The sequence below is a fragment of the Actinospineispora eucalypti genome (assembly GCF_039543365.1).
Taxonomy (GTDB): domain Bacteria; phylum Actinomycetota; class Actinomycetes; order Mycobacteriales; family Pseudonocardiaceae; genus Pseudonocardia; species Pseudonocardia eucalypti.
On the sequence record NZ_BAABJP010000020.1, the window covers coordinates 93,924 to 107,962 of the forward strand.

A 14,039-nucleotide genomic window follows, 5' to 3' on the forward strand; every position below is an offset into this window, starting at 1 on the left:
AGTGTGCAAGCGGATTTGACAAAAAGTCAACGCCTTGAACAGAATTTCTATATGAGCTCGTTACCCCGCACCCCGCACGAGCTGCTGGCCACGCTGGAACCGATCATGAAGGCGATCGCCGGCGCGGTCGGCCCGCACTGCGAGGTGGTGCTGCACGACCTGTCCCAGCGGGACATGGAGCGCACCATCGTGGCCATCGAGAACGGTCACGTCACCGGCCGCAAGGTCGGCGGGCCGTCGACCAACCTCGGCCTCGAGCTGCTGCGCCGGGAGGACGAGGACCACGAGGAGTACGGCTACAAGGGCCGCACCGGGGATGGCCGGGAGCTGCGCTCCTCGTCCACCTACTTCCGCGACGCGGACGGGCGGGTGATCGCCGCGCTGTGCATCAACGTGGACCTGACCCCGTTGCAGGTGGCCCGGTCCGCGCTGGACGCCGCGCTGCGCCCGACCGCTGAAGACAACCCGGTCCAGGAGGAGATCTTCGCCTCGGACATCAGCGAGGTGCTGGACAACCTCATCGACGGCGCCATCGCCCACACCGGCAAGACCCCCGCCGTGATGGACCGCGACGACCGGCTGGCCGTGCTGCGCTTCCTGGACGAGCGCGGCGCCTTCTTCGTGAAGCGCGCGGTGGACCGGGTGGCCCGGCGGCTGAACATCTCCCGGGTCACCGCCTACAACTACCTGGAGCAGATCCGCTCGGAGTGATCAGCTCGCCGGCAGCGAAGGGGGCAGGCCGAACGACGGGAGGACGGTGTCGTCGAACCGGGTCATGGCGCTGATCCGGCCGCCGTCGAGGGCGAGCACGTAGAGGCCGGTGCCCAGGCGGAGGCCGCTGGGCGTGCGCAGGTAGGCGCCGAACGCCGGCTGGCCGTTGGCCCGGGTCGCCACCAGGTCGAACCGCCGGCCGGCGCGGAAGATGGCGGCGCAGAACCGGGCCACCACGTCCCGCCCCCGGTACTCGAACGGAATCGGCGGCATGGACATGAACACATCGTCGGTCAGCAGGGTGACCAGCGCACCCACGTCGGCGGCCTCCCATGCGCGCACGAACCTGGCCACCACCGTGCCCTCGGCGGCATCGGCCGGCGCGGCGGCCGGTGGCGGCACCGGCCGGAGGGTGGCGCGGGCCCGTTTGAGCGCGCTCTTCACCGACTCCTGGGTCGCGTCCAGCATGCCGGCCACCTCGTCGGTGCGGAACCCGAGCACGTCCCGCAGCACCAGCACGGCGACCTGGCGCGGCGGCAGCAGCTGCAGCGCGGTGACGAAGGCCAGCGAGATGGCCTCGGTCTGTTCGTAGCGGGCCTCCGGGCGGGCGGCGACGTCCTCCTCGAGCAGCGCGTCCGGGAACGGCTCGAGCCAGACGACCTCGCCGAGCCCGGTCGGTTCGGGCGGCTCCACGTTGGGGATGTCCCACTCCCTGGCGTGGCGCCGGCCGGCCGAGCGGCGCGCGTTGAGGCACCGGTTGGTGGCGATCCGGTAGAGCCAGGTGCGCAGCGAGGCCCGGCCCTGGAACCCGCCGAAGCCCCGCCAGGCGGCGAGCATCGTGTCCTGCAGGGCGTCCTCGGCGTCCTGGAACGAGCCGAGCATCCGGTAGCAGTGCACCTGCAGCTCCCGGCGGTACGGCTCGGTCAGCTCCCGGAAGGCCTGGCCGTCCCCGGCCCGCGCGCGGTCCAGCAGGTCGCCAGCGACCACGTTCTTCACCTCCGGCGCCCCGTTTCCACCAGTCGCGGTGTCTTCATCGGTGGTAGTGCTTCAACACTTTAGGAGAGACCGATGGGAAAGATCGTCATCAGCATGAACGTCACGCTGGACGGGGTCGTCCAGGACCCGACCGGCGACGACGGCTTCGAGCGCGGCGGCTGGTTCCCCCAGGTCGGCGAGGAGGACCGCAAGCAGTGGGCCGAGCTCGAACTGGAAGAGGCCCTGCGCGCCGAGGCCCTGCTGCTGGGCCGGGGCTCCGACGAATGGTTCGCCGCCCGCTGGCTGCCCCGGACCGGTGAGTGGGCCGACCGGCTGAACAGCATGCCCAAGTACGTCGTGTCCTCGAGCCCGCGGGAGCCGCGCTGGGGCAACGCGACCGTGCTGCGCGGGGAGGTGGTCGCCGAGGCCGCCCGGCTGCGGCGTGAGCTGGCCGGCGAGATCGTGGTCTACGCCAGCGCCCGGCTGACCCAGACCCTGCTGGAACACGACCTGGTCGACGAACTGCGCCTGATCGTGTTCCCGGTCGTGCTCGGCGCCGGCGAGCGCCTGTTCGGCGGGACCAGCGCGGCCAGGCCCCTCCGCCTGGCCGGCACCCGCACCCTCGGCGACGACCTGGTCGTCCTCACCTACCGGCGCCGATGATCAGCGGTGCTGCCAGAAGAAGGCCAGCACGGCCGCGCAGGCGAAGCATCCCGCGACGACGAACCAGCCGGGCTGGTACCGCCCGGCCAGCTCGGCCAGCGCGCCGATCGCCGGCGGCCCGACGGCATAACCGCTGAAGAACCCGGCGGAAACCACCGCTGTGTCGTGCCCCACCGCCTCGGGCCGGGACCGGGCGATCACAGTGATCATGGAGACGGCGTTGGCCGCCACCGCGCACCCGCCGACCCCGATCACGCCCACCCACAGCCAGGCGGCGCCCCACCAGGCCGACGCGGCGAGCACGCCCGCGGCGAGCACGGACACCGCCGCCAACGGCGCCAGCAGGCTGGCCGGCGAGCTCCGGCGCGAGGCGACGCCGGCCCAGCCGAGCCGGCCGGCCACGCCCGCCGCCCCCAGCGCCGCGACCAGCGAGCTGGCGACGGTGGTGGACAGGGCGAGCTGCGTGCTGGCGTAGAGCGCGACGTAGGTGCTGACCGCCGCGATCCCCGCGCCGACGAACACCGAGAACGCCGCCAGCCACACCGCGTCCCGGCTCGCCCGCGCGGCGCGCCGACTGGTCGAGCGGACGACCGCCGGGTCCCTGGGCACCACCCACAGGGCCGTCGCGGCCAACGCCGCCGCGAGCGCACCGCCCACGCCGACGGCGACCCGCCAGCCCGAGGAAGCGGCGACCATCGCCAGCGGAAGGCCCGCGATCACCCCGCCCAACTGCACCCCGGACTGCTTGAGCCCGGTGGCTCCCGCCCGCCGGGTGAGCGGGACCCAGGTGGCGATCAACTGGTTGGTCGCCGGGTTGGCCAGCGACTGCCCGAGCGCCGAGACGGCGATCGCCGCTACCAGCCAGCCGTACGAGCCCGCGCCGGCGAACAGCGTGAGCACCACGATCGAGATGCCGAACACCGCGACCAGGCAGTAGCGGGGGCCGACCGCGCTCGCCGCCGACCCGATGACCAGCGAGAGCACGGCGGCACCGCCGTACCCCACCGTGACGAGCGCCCCGAGCAGTGGCGCGCTGAGGTCGAACTCGCGCACCAGATAGGGCGCGAGGGCGCCGATCAGGAACAGCGGCAGCAGGGCCACCGCCATCGCCATCATCAGCAGCAACGAAAGTCCGCGCGGTGCCGAGCGCTCGCCCTGGGTCACGCCCGCCATGATTCCCTCGCGCCCAGGCGCGAGAACAGCCATTTGGCCCGCTCAGCGAATGCGTCGATGCGTAGCCGGACTTGGCTCGAGGGCTTGGGCCGGGTGGTGGTCGCCTCGCGGCGCGTGGCTTACCAGGGCTTCAGCCGAACGATCTTCCCTGGCAGCGATTCTTATGTGAGACCCGGGGACACACCGCCCCGACCCAAGCAGCCTGTCCAACGCGCACCGGCGCGCACGAATTCCCAGGCACCCTACGTATCCAGATCGTCATCCATTCGAGTGGCTACAGATACCCGGGTGGGGGACGCAAGGAATACGGTGGCCGACCTGTCTGCCTGCGGGGAGGGGCCACCATGACTGGTCAATGGGCAGGAGATCCCGTACCGCCGCCGAGCAGTCCGGGCGGCAGGGCGGGCGGCAGCGGACGGCCCAGGCTGTTCCTGGTCGCCGGGCTGGTCTTCGTCATCGCGGTGTCCGCCGGAGTCATCTTTGCCCTCGGCGGACGCGGCACGGCCGAGGCGCAGGAGGTGCAGTTGGAGCGCACCTCGTCCGCCGGCGGCAACCCGTTCATGGCGCCGGTCGGCGACGACCAGACCGGCGCCACCCCGCCGGCCAACGCCTCGGGTGAGTTCTCCGGCGACACCCCCGGGATCTACGGCGAGGACGACAAGCCGGCCTGCACCGTGCAGAACCTGCTGACCAACCTCCAGGCGGACGCGACCAAGGCCAACGCGTGGGCGCAGGCCCTGAACATCGTGCCGTCGGACATCCCGGTCTACGCGCAGTCCCTGGTCCCGGTGGTCCTGCGCGCGGACACGGCGGTGACCGAGCACGGGTACCAGGCGCCGACCTTCCTCGCCTACCCGGCGGTGCTGCAGGCCGGCACGGCGGTGTTCGTGAACGGCTACGGCGAGCCGACCGTCAAGTGCTACAACGGCAACCCGCTGACCAGGGGCGCCAACTTCAGCGAGGCCGACTTCGTGGGCGATCGGTGGAACTCCTTCCAGCCCACCTATGTCACCTACGTCCGGCCGAGCCGGGTAGTGATCGTCAACTACAACCACTACCACATCCACCGGAAGGTGGTCATCGTCAAGAAGTCCTGGTGCTCGGAGCATCGCGGGTCGAAGGGCTGCGACCGCCCGAACCGGGACGACTGGTGCGACAAGCACCCGAACTGGAAGGGTTGTGAAGGTAAGGGCGGCGGCAAGCAGGAGTCGCCCCGCGAGAAGTTCTGCCGGGACAACCCCAAGCAGTGCGACCCGGACGGCGTCCCGGTTGCCTGCAAGGGTGTCGCCGGTCCGGGGAACAACCCGCTCTGCAACAAGCCCGACGAGAAACCCGGTAAGCCGGTCAACCCCGACCCCGTCCTGGAGAACAAGGCGGCCGAGGCGAAGAAGACGGCCGAGGATGCCGCCACGGCGGCCAAGGACGCCGCCGACAAGGCCCGGCAGTTCGAGATCAACGCGAAGAACATGGATGCCGACGCCCTGGCCCTGGAGAAGATCCGCGACGACAAGGCCAAACTGCTCGCGGCCAACCCCAACGACCCGGCCGCGCAGCAGGCGTTCAAGGATGCCGCCGCGGCGGCCAAGGCTGCCCGGGACCAGGCCGGCACGGCCAGGCAGCAGGCCGACTTCCAGACCAAGGCGGCCCAGGCCGTCGAGAAGAACAAGCAGGCCGCCGACGAGGCGGCGCGCAAGGCGCAGGAGGACGCCGACAAGGCCGCCGGGCGCAAGCCCCAGGACGGCGGTCAGGACCAGCAGGGCGCCCAACCCCTCCAGCAGCAGAACCAGCTCGTGGACCCGGCCGGCCAACAAAACCAGCAGAACCAACAGAACCAACAGGGTCAACTGGGCCAGCAAAACCAGCAAGGTCAGCCAGGTCAGTTCGGCCAGCAGGGGCAACCCGGCCAACAAGGGCAACCCGGGCAGCAAGGTCAACCCGGGCAGCAAGGTCAGCTCGGCCAACAGGGGCAGCAGCCGGTGCCCTTCGGACAGCAAGGCCAACAGGGACAGCTCGGGCAGCAAGGCCAGCCAGGACAACTCGGTCAGCAGGGCAAACCGGGACAGCTCGGGCAGCAGGGCCAGCCAGGCCCGTTCGGCCAACCGGGCCAGCAAGGCCAACCCGGCCAGCAAGGCCAGCAAGGCCAGCCAGGACAACCCGGTCAGCAAGGTAAGCAGGGCCAGATCGGCCAGCAAGGCGGCCCGGCCCAACCCGGCGGGTCGGCCAACCCGTGCGACAACCAACCGAACCTCCCGCAGTGCAAGAAGCCCGCCGGCGGCAACAACCAGGACGAGAAGCCGAACGGCAACCAAGGCGGCGACGACCAGAACGGTGGCGACGCCGGCAACGGCAACGACGAGGGCGGGAACAACGAGGGCGGGAACAACGAGAACTAGGCCGGTCACCGCACCACCGGCGTGATCATCAGGGCACTGTGGCCGCTTTGGAGGGCCGAGACAGCCGCCACGCCCTGATGACCATGGAGTTCGGCTCGGGGCGCGACCGGCCTCGAGCTGTGCGTCTCAGGAGCGCCGTCCGCGTCCGCCCTCGAGATGCGCGACCAGCGAGACCACCTCGGCCGCGCCGTCCTCGGCCCGGATCCGGCGGGCGAGTTCAGCGGCGCGGTCGCGGTAGGCCGGCCGGTCGAGACAGGACCGCAGCGCGGCGGACAGGTTCTCGGCGGTCAGCTCGCGCAGCGGCAGCGGGGGCGGCGCCACGCCGAGGCCGTGCAACCTGGCCGCCCAGAAGGGCTGGTCGAGCAGCACGGGCACCGGGACCGCCGGTACCCCCGCCCGCAGCCCCGCCCCGGTGGTGCCCGCCCCGGCGTGGTGGACCACCGCGGCCGTCCGGGGGAACAACCACTCGTGGGGCAGGTCACCGACGAGCAGGATGTCGTCACCGGCGGTCCCGAGCCCGGCCCAGCCGGACTGGACGACGGCCCGCACGCCGGCCCGTTTGACGGCGGCCGCGACGATCTCCGGGAGCCGCTCGTTGTCCGCGGTCATGCTGCCGAACCCGACGTACACCGGGGGCGGACCGGCCCGCAGGAAGTCGGTCAGTGCGTCGGAAGGTCTCCACTCCGGTGGTACGGCCGGCCACCAGTACCCGGTCACGTGCGCCATGGCCGGCCAGTCGGCGGGTCGGGACACCACCGCCGGGCTGAAGCCGTGGCAGATCGGCCAGTCGTCCGATGTGTCCGACGCTCCCCCGGCGGCCGGGAGATCGAGCCGGGCGCGCAGGCGCCGCCGGACGCCGGAGTAGAGGGCGTCGGTCCGGGCCAGCAGCTCCCGGCCGGCCGCGAGGTTGTCGGCCGGCGAGGGTTCCCCGGTCACCGGCCAGCCGGGAGGTGAAAACTCGCGGGTGGGGACACCCGGCACGAGATACACCCCGAGGCTCGGGATTCCGAAGCCCTCGGCCACGAGCCGGCTCAGCGGGGCCGGGCCGAAGGCGGTGAGCAGGACGTCGGTGCCGGCGGCCACCGCGGACACCACCCCCTCGCCCAGGTCGTCGAGGAACGCGGCGAACACCGACCGCGCGTCCTCCGGGGAGGGCGCGGCCGTGCGTGCGCGCACCATCTCGAGCGGATCGCCGGGAAGTGCCCGGTACTCCAGCCCGCACTCGCGCACCAGACCGGCGAACCGGTCGTGTGCGGCCAGGGCCACCTGGTGGCCGGCCTGCCGCAGCCGCCGGCCCAGGCCGGTGAACGGGGCGACGTCGCCCCGCGAACCCGCGGTCACGATCAGAACGCGCATCGACGACTGCCACTGTCCGGTGATTGCCAGGGGTTTGTGCTCATTGCCGGCAATGATTGTGCACAGACTGAACAAGGAGGCATGGGTGCACGTACACCAAGTTCGGCGACTCGCGAGGCCTCAGCGCGCGGCCACGGCCTCCAGCTCCAGCTTCCACGCCGGGTCCAGGAGCTGGCTGCAGACCACGGTCAGGGAAGGGCAGTGATCGCCCAGGTACCTGGCCCGTATGGCGGTGTTCGCCGCGCGATACTCCGGGGCGGCAAGGTAGGTGCGCACCGAGACGAGGTCGCCGTAGCCCATCTCGGCGGCGCGGAGGACCGTCCCTAGGTGTTGCCAGATCTGTTCGGCCTGCCCCTCGAACGACTCCGGCATCGTCACCCGATCCGAGCGATACCCATTGAGGCCGCTGATGAACAGCATCCGCACGTCGCCGCGCACCTCGACCGCGTGGCTGTAGTTCGAGTACGGCGGAAAAACGGCGTCCGGATTGTGTCTGATGATCGTCACCAGACCAGCTTGGTGGGCGCGACTGGATTCGAACCAGCGACCGCTCGGGTGTAAACCGAGTGCTCTCCCGCTGAGCTACACGCCCGGCCTTCACCTCACACGGAGGCGAGCGCCTTCTTCCAGGCTTCCTGGTCCCGGGCCTCGCCCGGTGCGTTCACCTCGGCGAAGCGCACCACGCCCGACTTGTCGACCAGGAAGGTGCCGCGCACCGCCATGCCGCGCGACTCCTCGAACACACCGTAGGCCTTCGCCACCTCACCGTGCGGCCAGAAGTCGGCCAGCAGCGGGAAGTCGTAGTTCTGCGCATCGGACCAGGCCTTGAGCGCGAACGGGTGGTCCACCGAGACGGCGAGCACCTGAACGTCCTCGTTCTGGAACGTGCCGATGTCGTCGCGCACCGCACACAGCTCACCGGTGCAGATGCCGGAGAACGCGAACGGGTAGAACACCACGAGCACGTTCTGCCTCCCCCGGAAAGAGGACAGCGTCACTTCCTCGTTGTTCTGATTCCGCAGGGTGAAATCGGGTGCTTCCGACCCGACCTGGGGTGCCACAACTGCCTCCCACGCGCAGCGTTCAACTCGGCCGCACCGGTCAGCACGGCCGCTACGAGACTACAGCTGATCAGCGCCGGGACTTGGCCGCCCTGGGCGCCACCAGGCGGGCGCCCGCCCACTCGTCGCTGACACTGACGTTCGACGTCTGGGAAAGTCCGGCGGTGGGAGCGGCCTCGGCGATCTCGCTCGGCTCCACGTGCCCGGGCCGGCCGGTCTTGGGCGTCAACACCCAGACCACGCCGCTCTCGGTCAGCGGGGTGCCGGCTCCGATCAGCGCATCCGCCAGGTCACCGTCCCCGTCGCGCCACCAGAGCAGCACAACGTCAACCACCTCATCGGAGTCCTCGTCGACCAGGTCGTCCCCACATCGCTCCTCGACGGCGTTGCGGACCTCCTCGTCGACGTCGGAGTCCCAGCCCAGCTCCTGCACCACCATGCCCGGCTCGATGCCGAGCTTCCCAGCGATGTCCGCCTTGCCGGCGTCTCCCGCGGCGGCGACCACGTTGCGTCCTCCCATTTTCTCTGTGTGCTCTTGCTCGCGACCCCCGCGTGCGAGATTGACCACTATTGCGGTTGCGGAATCGGAACACGTCGGCGCCCTCCACCGCAACCGGACGCACCGAGTTGTTTCGTCCTATTGTCCAGGGGCCATCCTGCATACTGCCCCCGGCTGCGGGCAGGATGGTACTCATCGCGACCCACGAAGATCGCAGCACGTGCACCGAAGACTCCAGGGAGACCCCCGTGACCGGCCAGAACCCCCAGGGCAGCGGCAGAGTACACGTCATCCGTGACGGCTTGGCGGCCTATCTGCCCGACGTTGACCCGGACGAAACCGAGGAATGGCTCGAATCGTTCGACGGCATGCTCGACTCGGCCGGCCAGCAGCGTGCTCGTTATCTGATGCTCCGGCTGCTCCAGCGGGCCCGCGAACGGCATGTCGGTATCCCGGCCCTGACCAGCACGGACTACGTGAACACCATCCCCACCGAGCGGGAGCCGTGGTTCCCCGGTGACGAGGAGACCGAGCGCGCCTACCGCCGGTGGATCCGGTGGAACGCGGCCATCATGGTGCACCGCGCGCAGCGGCCCGGGGTCGGCGTCGGCGGGCACATCTCCACCTACGCCTCCTCCGCCTCGCTGTACGAGGTCGGCTTCAACCACTTCTTCCGGGGCAAGAGCCACCCCGGCGGCGGCGACCAGGTGTACATCCAGGGCCACGCCTCGCCGGGCATCTACGCGCGTGCGTTCCTGGAGGGGCGGCTGTCCGCCGACCAGCTGGACGGGTTCCGCCAGGAGCTTTCGCACGGCGGCGCCGGCCACGGCCTGCCCTCCTACCCGCACCCCCGGCTGATGCCCGGGTTCTGGGAGTTCCCCACGGTGTCCATGGGCCTCGGCCCGCTGAACGCGATCATGCAGGCCCGGTTCAACCGTTACCTGCACGACCGGGGCATCAAGGACACCTCCGACCAGCACGTGTGGGCGTTCCTGGGCGACGGCGAGATGGACGAGCCGGAGTCGCGCGGGCTCATCCACGTTGCCGCCACCGAAGGCCTGGACAACCTCACCTTCGTGATCAACTGCAACCTGCAGCGCCTGGACGGCCCGGTGCGCGGCAACGGCAAGATCATCCAGGAGCTGGAGGCCTACTTCCGGGGCGCCGGCTGGAACGTGATCAAGGTGATCTGGGGCCGGGAGTGGGACGCACTGCTGCACGCCGACCGGGACGGCGCGCTGGTCAACCTGATGAACACCACGCCGGACGGCGACTACCAGACCTACAAGGCCAACGACGGCGGCTACGTACGGGACCACTTCTTCGGCCGCGACCCGCGCACCAAGGCGCTGGTGGCCGACATGTCCGACCAGGCGATCTGGAACCTGAAGCGGGGCGGCCACGACTACCGCAAGGTGCACGCGGCCTACGCGGCCGCCGTCGGCCACCACGGCCAGCCCACGGTGATCCTGGCCAAGACGATCAAGGGCTACGGGCTGGGCTCGCACTTCGAGGGCCGCAACGCCACGCACCAGATGAAGAAGCTGACCCTGGACGACCTGAAGAGCTTCCGGGACACCCAGCGCATCCCGATCACCGACGAGGAGCTGGAGCGCGACCCCTACCTGCCGCCGTACTACCACCCCGGCGAGGACGCGCCGGAGATCCAGTACCTGCAAGAGCGGCGCAGCCAGCTCGGCGGCCCGGTGCCCAGCCGGCCCGACCGCGCCCAGCCGCTGGTGCTGCCCGGCGACAAGGTCTACGAGGTGGTCCGGCGCGGCTCGGGCAAGCAGGAGGTGGCCACCACCATGGCCTTCGTCCGGCTGCTCCGGGACCTGATCAAGGACAAGGAGATCGGCGGGCGGTTCGTGCCGATCATCCCGGACGAGGCGCGCACGTTCGGCATGGACTCGATGTTTCCCACGCAGAAGATCTACAACCCGCACGGCCAGCGGTACACCTCGGTGGACGCCGAGCTGATGCTGGCCTACCGGGAGAGCGAGCAGGGCCAGCTGCTGCACGAGGGCATCAACGAGGCCGGCTCGGTCGGGTCGTTCGTCGCGGCCGGCACCTCCTACGCCACCCACGGCGAGCCGATGATCCCGCTGTACATCTTCTACTCGATGTTCGGTTTCCAGCGCACCGGCGACGGCATCTGGGCGGCCGCCGACCAGATGACCCGCGGCTTCCTGCTCGGCGCCACCGCCGGGCGGACCACCCTGACCGGTGAGGGCCTGCAGCACAACGACGGGCACTCGCTGCTGCTGGCCGCGACCAACCCGGCGGTGCTCGCCTACGACCCGGCGTTCTCCTTCGAGATCGGGCACATCGTGCGCGACGCGCTGGACCGCATGTTCGGCGACGACGAGGCGCGGGCCGGGCGCGACCCGAACGTCTTCTACTACCTGACGCTGTACAACGAGCCGTATCCCCAGCCGGCCGAGCCGGAGAACCTGGACGTGGACGGCCTGCTGCGCGGCATCTACCGGTACCGCCCGGCGCCGAACCGGCACGAGCGCCGGGTCCGCCTGCTCGCCTCGGGGGTCGGGCTGCCCTGGGCGCTGCGCGCGCAGGAGCTGCTCTCCGAGGACTGGGCGGTGGCCGCCGACGTGTATTCGGTGACCTCGTGGGGTGAGCTGCACCGCGACGGCATCGAGTGCGACCAGCACAACCTGCGCCACCCCGACGAGGAGCCGAGGGTGCCGTACCTGCACGAGGCGCTGGCCGACCCGGACGGCCACGCCGGCCCGGTGATCGCGGTCTCGGACTGGATGCGGGCGGTGCCGGACCTGATCCGGCCCTGGGTCCCCGGCGAGTACCACACGCTGGGCACCGACGGGTTCGGGCTTTCCGACACCCGCCCCGCGGTACGCCGGCACTTCACCGTGGACGCCGAGTCGATCACCGTGCAGGCGTTGGCGACGCTGGTGGAGCGGGGCGAGCTGGATCGCGCCGCGCTGCTTTCCGCCGCCGGCAAGTACCGGATCGACGACCCGAGGGCCGCCGGTCCCCAGACCTCCGACCCGGGCTCCGCGTAAGCGCCGGTTTCGAGCGGCCGGCACGTCACGTAACCGGTGGGGCCGGTGAGGTTCCTGTGAACTCGTCGCGTGATCAACAGGACATGGTGGCCGCTTAAAGGCACCCGTAAGTGCCCTCATGTCCTGTTGATCACGTAAACCCTGTTGATCACGAAACGCCCCGCGAAGCGTCCCGATGGAAACGTCACGGGCCGCACCCAGGCCAGGCTCGGCCCGGAGCCGCGCCGTCCGAGCGATCCCCGAACCGGCACCGCCGGGAACCGACACCCCGCCCCAGACACCCGCCCGAAGTGACTGAATCAGCGTGCCGAACGCACTGAATCAGGGCCGGGGGGCGTCGGGAATGATCTGGTAAATCGATTTCCGATCACCCCTCCTAGCGATCGCTCTCCCCCATTCGGGCCAGGCGCGGTACTCTGCCGCCGTTGCTCTTCTCGGCGGAGGAGTTCGGCCGGGAATGGCATCCCGGCCTGCTCAGAACGCTGCGGGCCGGCGCGCTACCGGGGCTGGAGCCCGGAATTTAGGCACGAGGAGAGCAAGAATGGCAGAGGGCACCGTCAAATGGTTCAACAGCGAGAAGGGCTACGGCTTCCTCGCTCCCGACGGTGGTGGCGCGGACGTATTCGTGCACTACTCCTCGATCCAGAGCAGCGGTTACCGCACCCTGGACGAGGGCCAGCGCGTTTCGTTCGACATTGAGCAGGGCCAGAAAGGCCCACAGGCAACAGGAGTAACGCCACTGGGCTGATCCGCACCATTTCCGAGTTTCCCGGGGACGCGACGTGTCCCTAGGTTGAATGTTGCCGGGCACGGATGACGTGCCATGCTGCGCGACGTGACAACCGCGCACACCGGACCTGCGGTGTCCGGCCGTACCTTGCGGCGCCTGGAGCAGGCGTCGGGCGGCCTGGCCAGCAGCAGTGTGGCCATGATGGCCGAGCGGTTCCCGTGGTTCCGGCGGCTGTCCGCCGATCAGCGGGCCGGCGTGCTGCTGGTGACCCAGGCCGGCGTGTCCAACTTCGTCGCCTGGCTGAGCAAGCCTACCGAGACCATCCCGCTCACCGCCGAGGCGTTCCGCAACGCCCCGAGGGATCTCGCCCGCCGGGTCAGCCTGCGGCAGACCGTGGAGATGGTCCGGGTGGCCATCGAGGTCTTCGAACAGCGCCTGCCCCTGCTCGCCGCCGACGACGAGGAGCGGCGGCTGCTCACCGAGGGCATCCTCAAGTTCGGCCGCGAGATCGCGTTCGCCGCCGCGCTGGTGTACGCCAGCGCCGCCGAGTCCCGGGGCGCATGGGACGCCCGGCTCGAGGCCCTGGTGGTGGACGGCGTGGTGCGCGGCGAGGTGGACGACGCACTGATCTCCCGGTCCTCCGCGCTCGGCTGGGACGCCGAGCTGGCGGTGACCGTGCTGGTCGGCACCCCGCCGCCGGAGAACCACTCCGAGCCGCTCGCCGGCATCCGGCGGGCGGCGACCCGCCTCGGCCGCTCGGTGCTGCTGGGCGTGCAGGGCCCCCGCCTGGTCGCGCTGCTCTCCGGCCCGAGGGAGCCCGCCATGGAGCGCCTGGCCAAGGCGTTCGGCCCGGGTCCGGTGGTGATCGGGCCGACCGCGGCGAACCTGGCCGCCGCGCACACCAGCGCCCGGGACGCCCTGCAGGGCCTGCGCGCGGTGATCGGCCGGCCGGCCGCGCCGCGCCCGGTGTACGCCGACGACCTGCTGCCGGAGCGGACCCTGGCCGGGGACCCGGCGGCGCGCGCCGAGCTGGTCGAGCGGGTGGTGGAGCCGCTGGTCGCGGCCGGCGGGGAGCTGCACCGCACGCTGACCAACTACCTGGACGGCGGCGGAGCGCTGGAACCCTGCGCCCGGGCGCTGTTCGTGCACGCCAACACCGTGCGCTACCGACTACGCAGGGTGAGAGAAGTCACCGGGTTCGACCCCACCGTCCCACGGGACGCGCTGGTGCTCCGGATAGCCCTCGTACTGGGCCGTTTGAACCCGGAGTAGTTGGCCTGACAACGGCGCGTGACCAGCCAAGATACCGGCACGACCCTACAAATTAACCTGGGCATAAGACAGACGGGCGCCGTCTGCTTTGTAGGAAACCTCCAAACCACACCCGGTGAGTTTCGTGCCAGTCGTTATCCCCCTCCAGCCGGGCTACGGTGTTGGCTG

General features: G+C 70.6%; 12 protein-coding genes and 1 tRNA gene. 6 read left to right on the plus strand and 7 right to left on the minus strand.

All coding sequences use genetic code 11. From position 1 onward, the window contains the following. The first annotated feature begins 51 nt into the window (after window positions 1-51). Window positions 52-711 carry a PAS domain-containing protein gene (locus ABEB12_RS21045; RefSeq protein ID WP_185060391.1) on the plus strand — a complete coding sequence of 220 codons (660 nt, stop codon included), beginning with the start codon at window positions 52-54 and terminating at the stop codon, window positions 709-711. Here the strand turns inward: ABEB12_RS21045 and ABEB12_RS21050 are convergent, their stop codons facing one another. After that, window positions 712-1,698 (minus strand): RNA polymerase subunit sigma-70, encoded by a 987-nt coding sequence (locus ABEB12_RS21050; protein ID WP_185060390.1) that lies wholly within the window; start codon window positions 1,696-1,698, stop codon window positions 712-714. 81 nt (window positions 1,699-1,779) lie between these two features. On the opposite strand from ABEB12_RS21050, the gene ABEB12_RS21055 reads away from it, so the two are divergent. After that, window positions 1,780-2,349, plus strand: a complete 570-nt coding sequence (locus ABEB12_RS21055) for a dihydrofolate reductase family protein (RefSeq protein ID WP_185060389.1) — start codon at window positions 1,780-1,782, stop codon at window positions 2,347-2,349. On the opposite strand, the gene ABEB12_RS21060 is transcribed toward ABEB12_RS21055, so the two are convergent. Then, window positions 2,350-3,513 carry an MFS transporter gene (locus ABEB12_RS21060; RefSeq protein WP_221497657.1) on the minus strand — a complete coding sequence of 388 codons (1,164 nt, stop codon included), beginning with the start codon at window positions 3,511-3,513 and terminating at the stop codon, window positions 2,350-2,352. A gap of 353 nt (window positions 3,514-3,866) precedes the next feature. Between ABEB12_RS21060 and ABEB12_RS21065 the strand changes: the two genes are divergently transcribed. Next, a complete protein-coding gene (locus tag ABEB12_RS21065) occupies window positions 3,867-5,915 on the plus strand; it encodes a DUF6777 domain-containing protein (RefSeq protein ID WP_185060387.1) in 2,049 nt (682 codons plus the stop codon). Between the two features lie 126 nt (window positions 5,916-6,041). Here ABEB12_RS21065 and ABEB12_RS21070 read toward each other — a convergent pair whose 3' ends face one another. From ABEB12_RS21070 to ABEB12_RS21090, 5 genes are all read right to left on the minus strand, one after another. Beyond that, window positions 6,042-7,271: a nucleotide disphospho-sugar-binding domain-containing protein gene (locus tag ABEB12_RS21070; RefSeq protein WP_185060386.1), complete on the minus strand. Its 1,230-nt coding sequence runs from the start codon at window positions 7,269-7,271 to the stop codon at window positions 6,042-6,044. A gap of 120 nt (window positions 7,272-7,391) precedes the next feature. Further along, window positions 7,392-7,778: a Rid family hydrolase gene (locus tag ABEB12_RS21075; RefSeq protein ID WP_185060385.1), complete on the minus strand. Its 387-nt coding sequence runs from the start codon at window positions 7,776-7,778 to the stop codon at window positions 7,392-7,394. A gap of 10 nt (window positions 7,779-7,788) precedes the next feature. Further along, a tRNA-Val gene (locus ABEB12_RS21080) sits at window positions 7,789-7,863 on the minus strand. Between the two features lie 10 nt (window positions 7,864-7,873). After that, window positions 7,874-8,332 (minus strand): redoxin domain-containing protein, encoded by a 459-nt coding sequence (locus tag ABEB12_RS21085; RefSeq protein WP_185060384.1) that lies wholly within the window; start codon window positions 8,330-8,332, stop codon window positions 7,874-7,876. Between the two features lie 70 nt (window positions 8,333-8,402). Further along, window positions 8,403-8,852, minus strand: coding sequence for a DUF3052 family protein (locus ABEB12_RS21090; protein WP_185060383.1), 450 nt, complete (start codon window positions 8,850-8,852; stop codon window positions 8,403-8,405). A 227-nt stretch (window positions 8,853-9,079) separates the two neighbouring features. On the opposite strand from ABEB12_RS21090, the gene aceE reads away from it, so the two are divergent. The 3 genes from aceE to ABEB12_RS21105 all read left to right on the plus strand — a co-directional run bounded on the left by aceE (window position 9,080) and on the right by ABEB12_RS21105 (window position 13,871). Further along, a complete protein-coding gene (gene aceE / locus ABEB12_RS21095; RefSeq protein WP_345702998.1) occupies window positions 9,080-11,869 on the plus strand; it encodes a pyruvate dehydrogenase (acetyl-transferring), homodimeric type in 2,790 nt (929 codons plus the stop codon). A gap of 541 nt (window positions 11,870-12,410) precedes the next feature. Next, complete coding sequence (locus ABEB12_RS21100; protein WP_185060381.1) at window positions 12,411-12,617, plus strand: cold shock domain-containing protein; 207 nt, start codon at window positions 12,411-12,413, stop codon at window positions 12,615-12,617. A 75-nt stretch (window positions 12,618-12,692) separates the two neighbouring features. Beyond that, window positions 12,693-13,871 carry a helix-turn-helix domain-containing protein gene (locus ABEB12_RS21105; protein WP_185060380.1) on the plus strand — a complete coding sequence of 393 codons (1,179 nt, stop codon included), beginning with the start codon at window positions 12,693-12,695 and terminating at the stop codon, window positions 13,869-13,871. The last annotated feature ends 168 nt before the right edge of the window (window positions 13,872-14,039 follow it).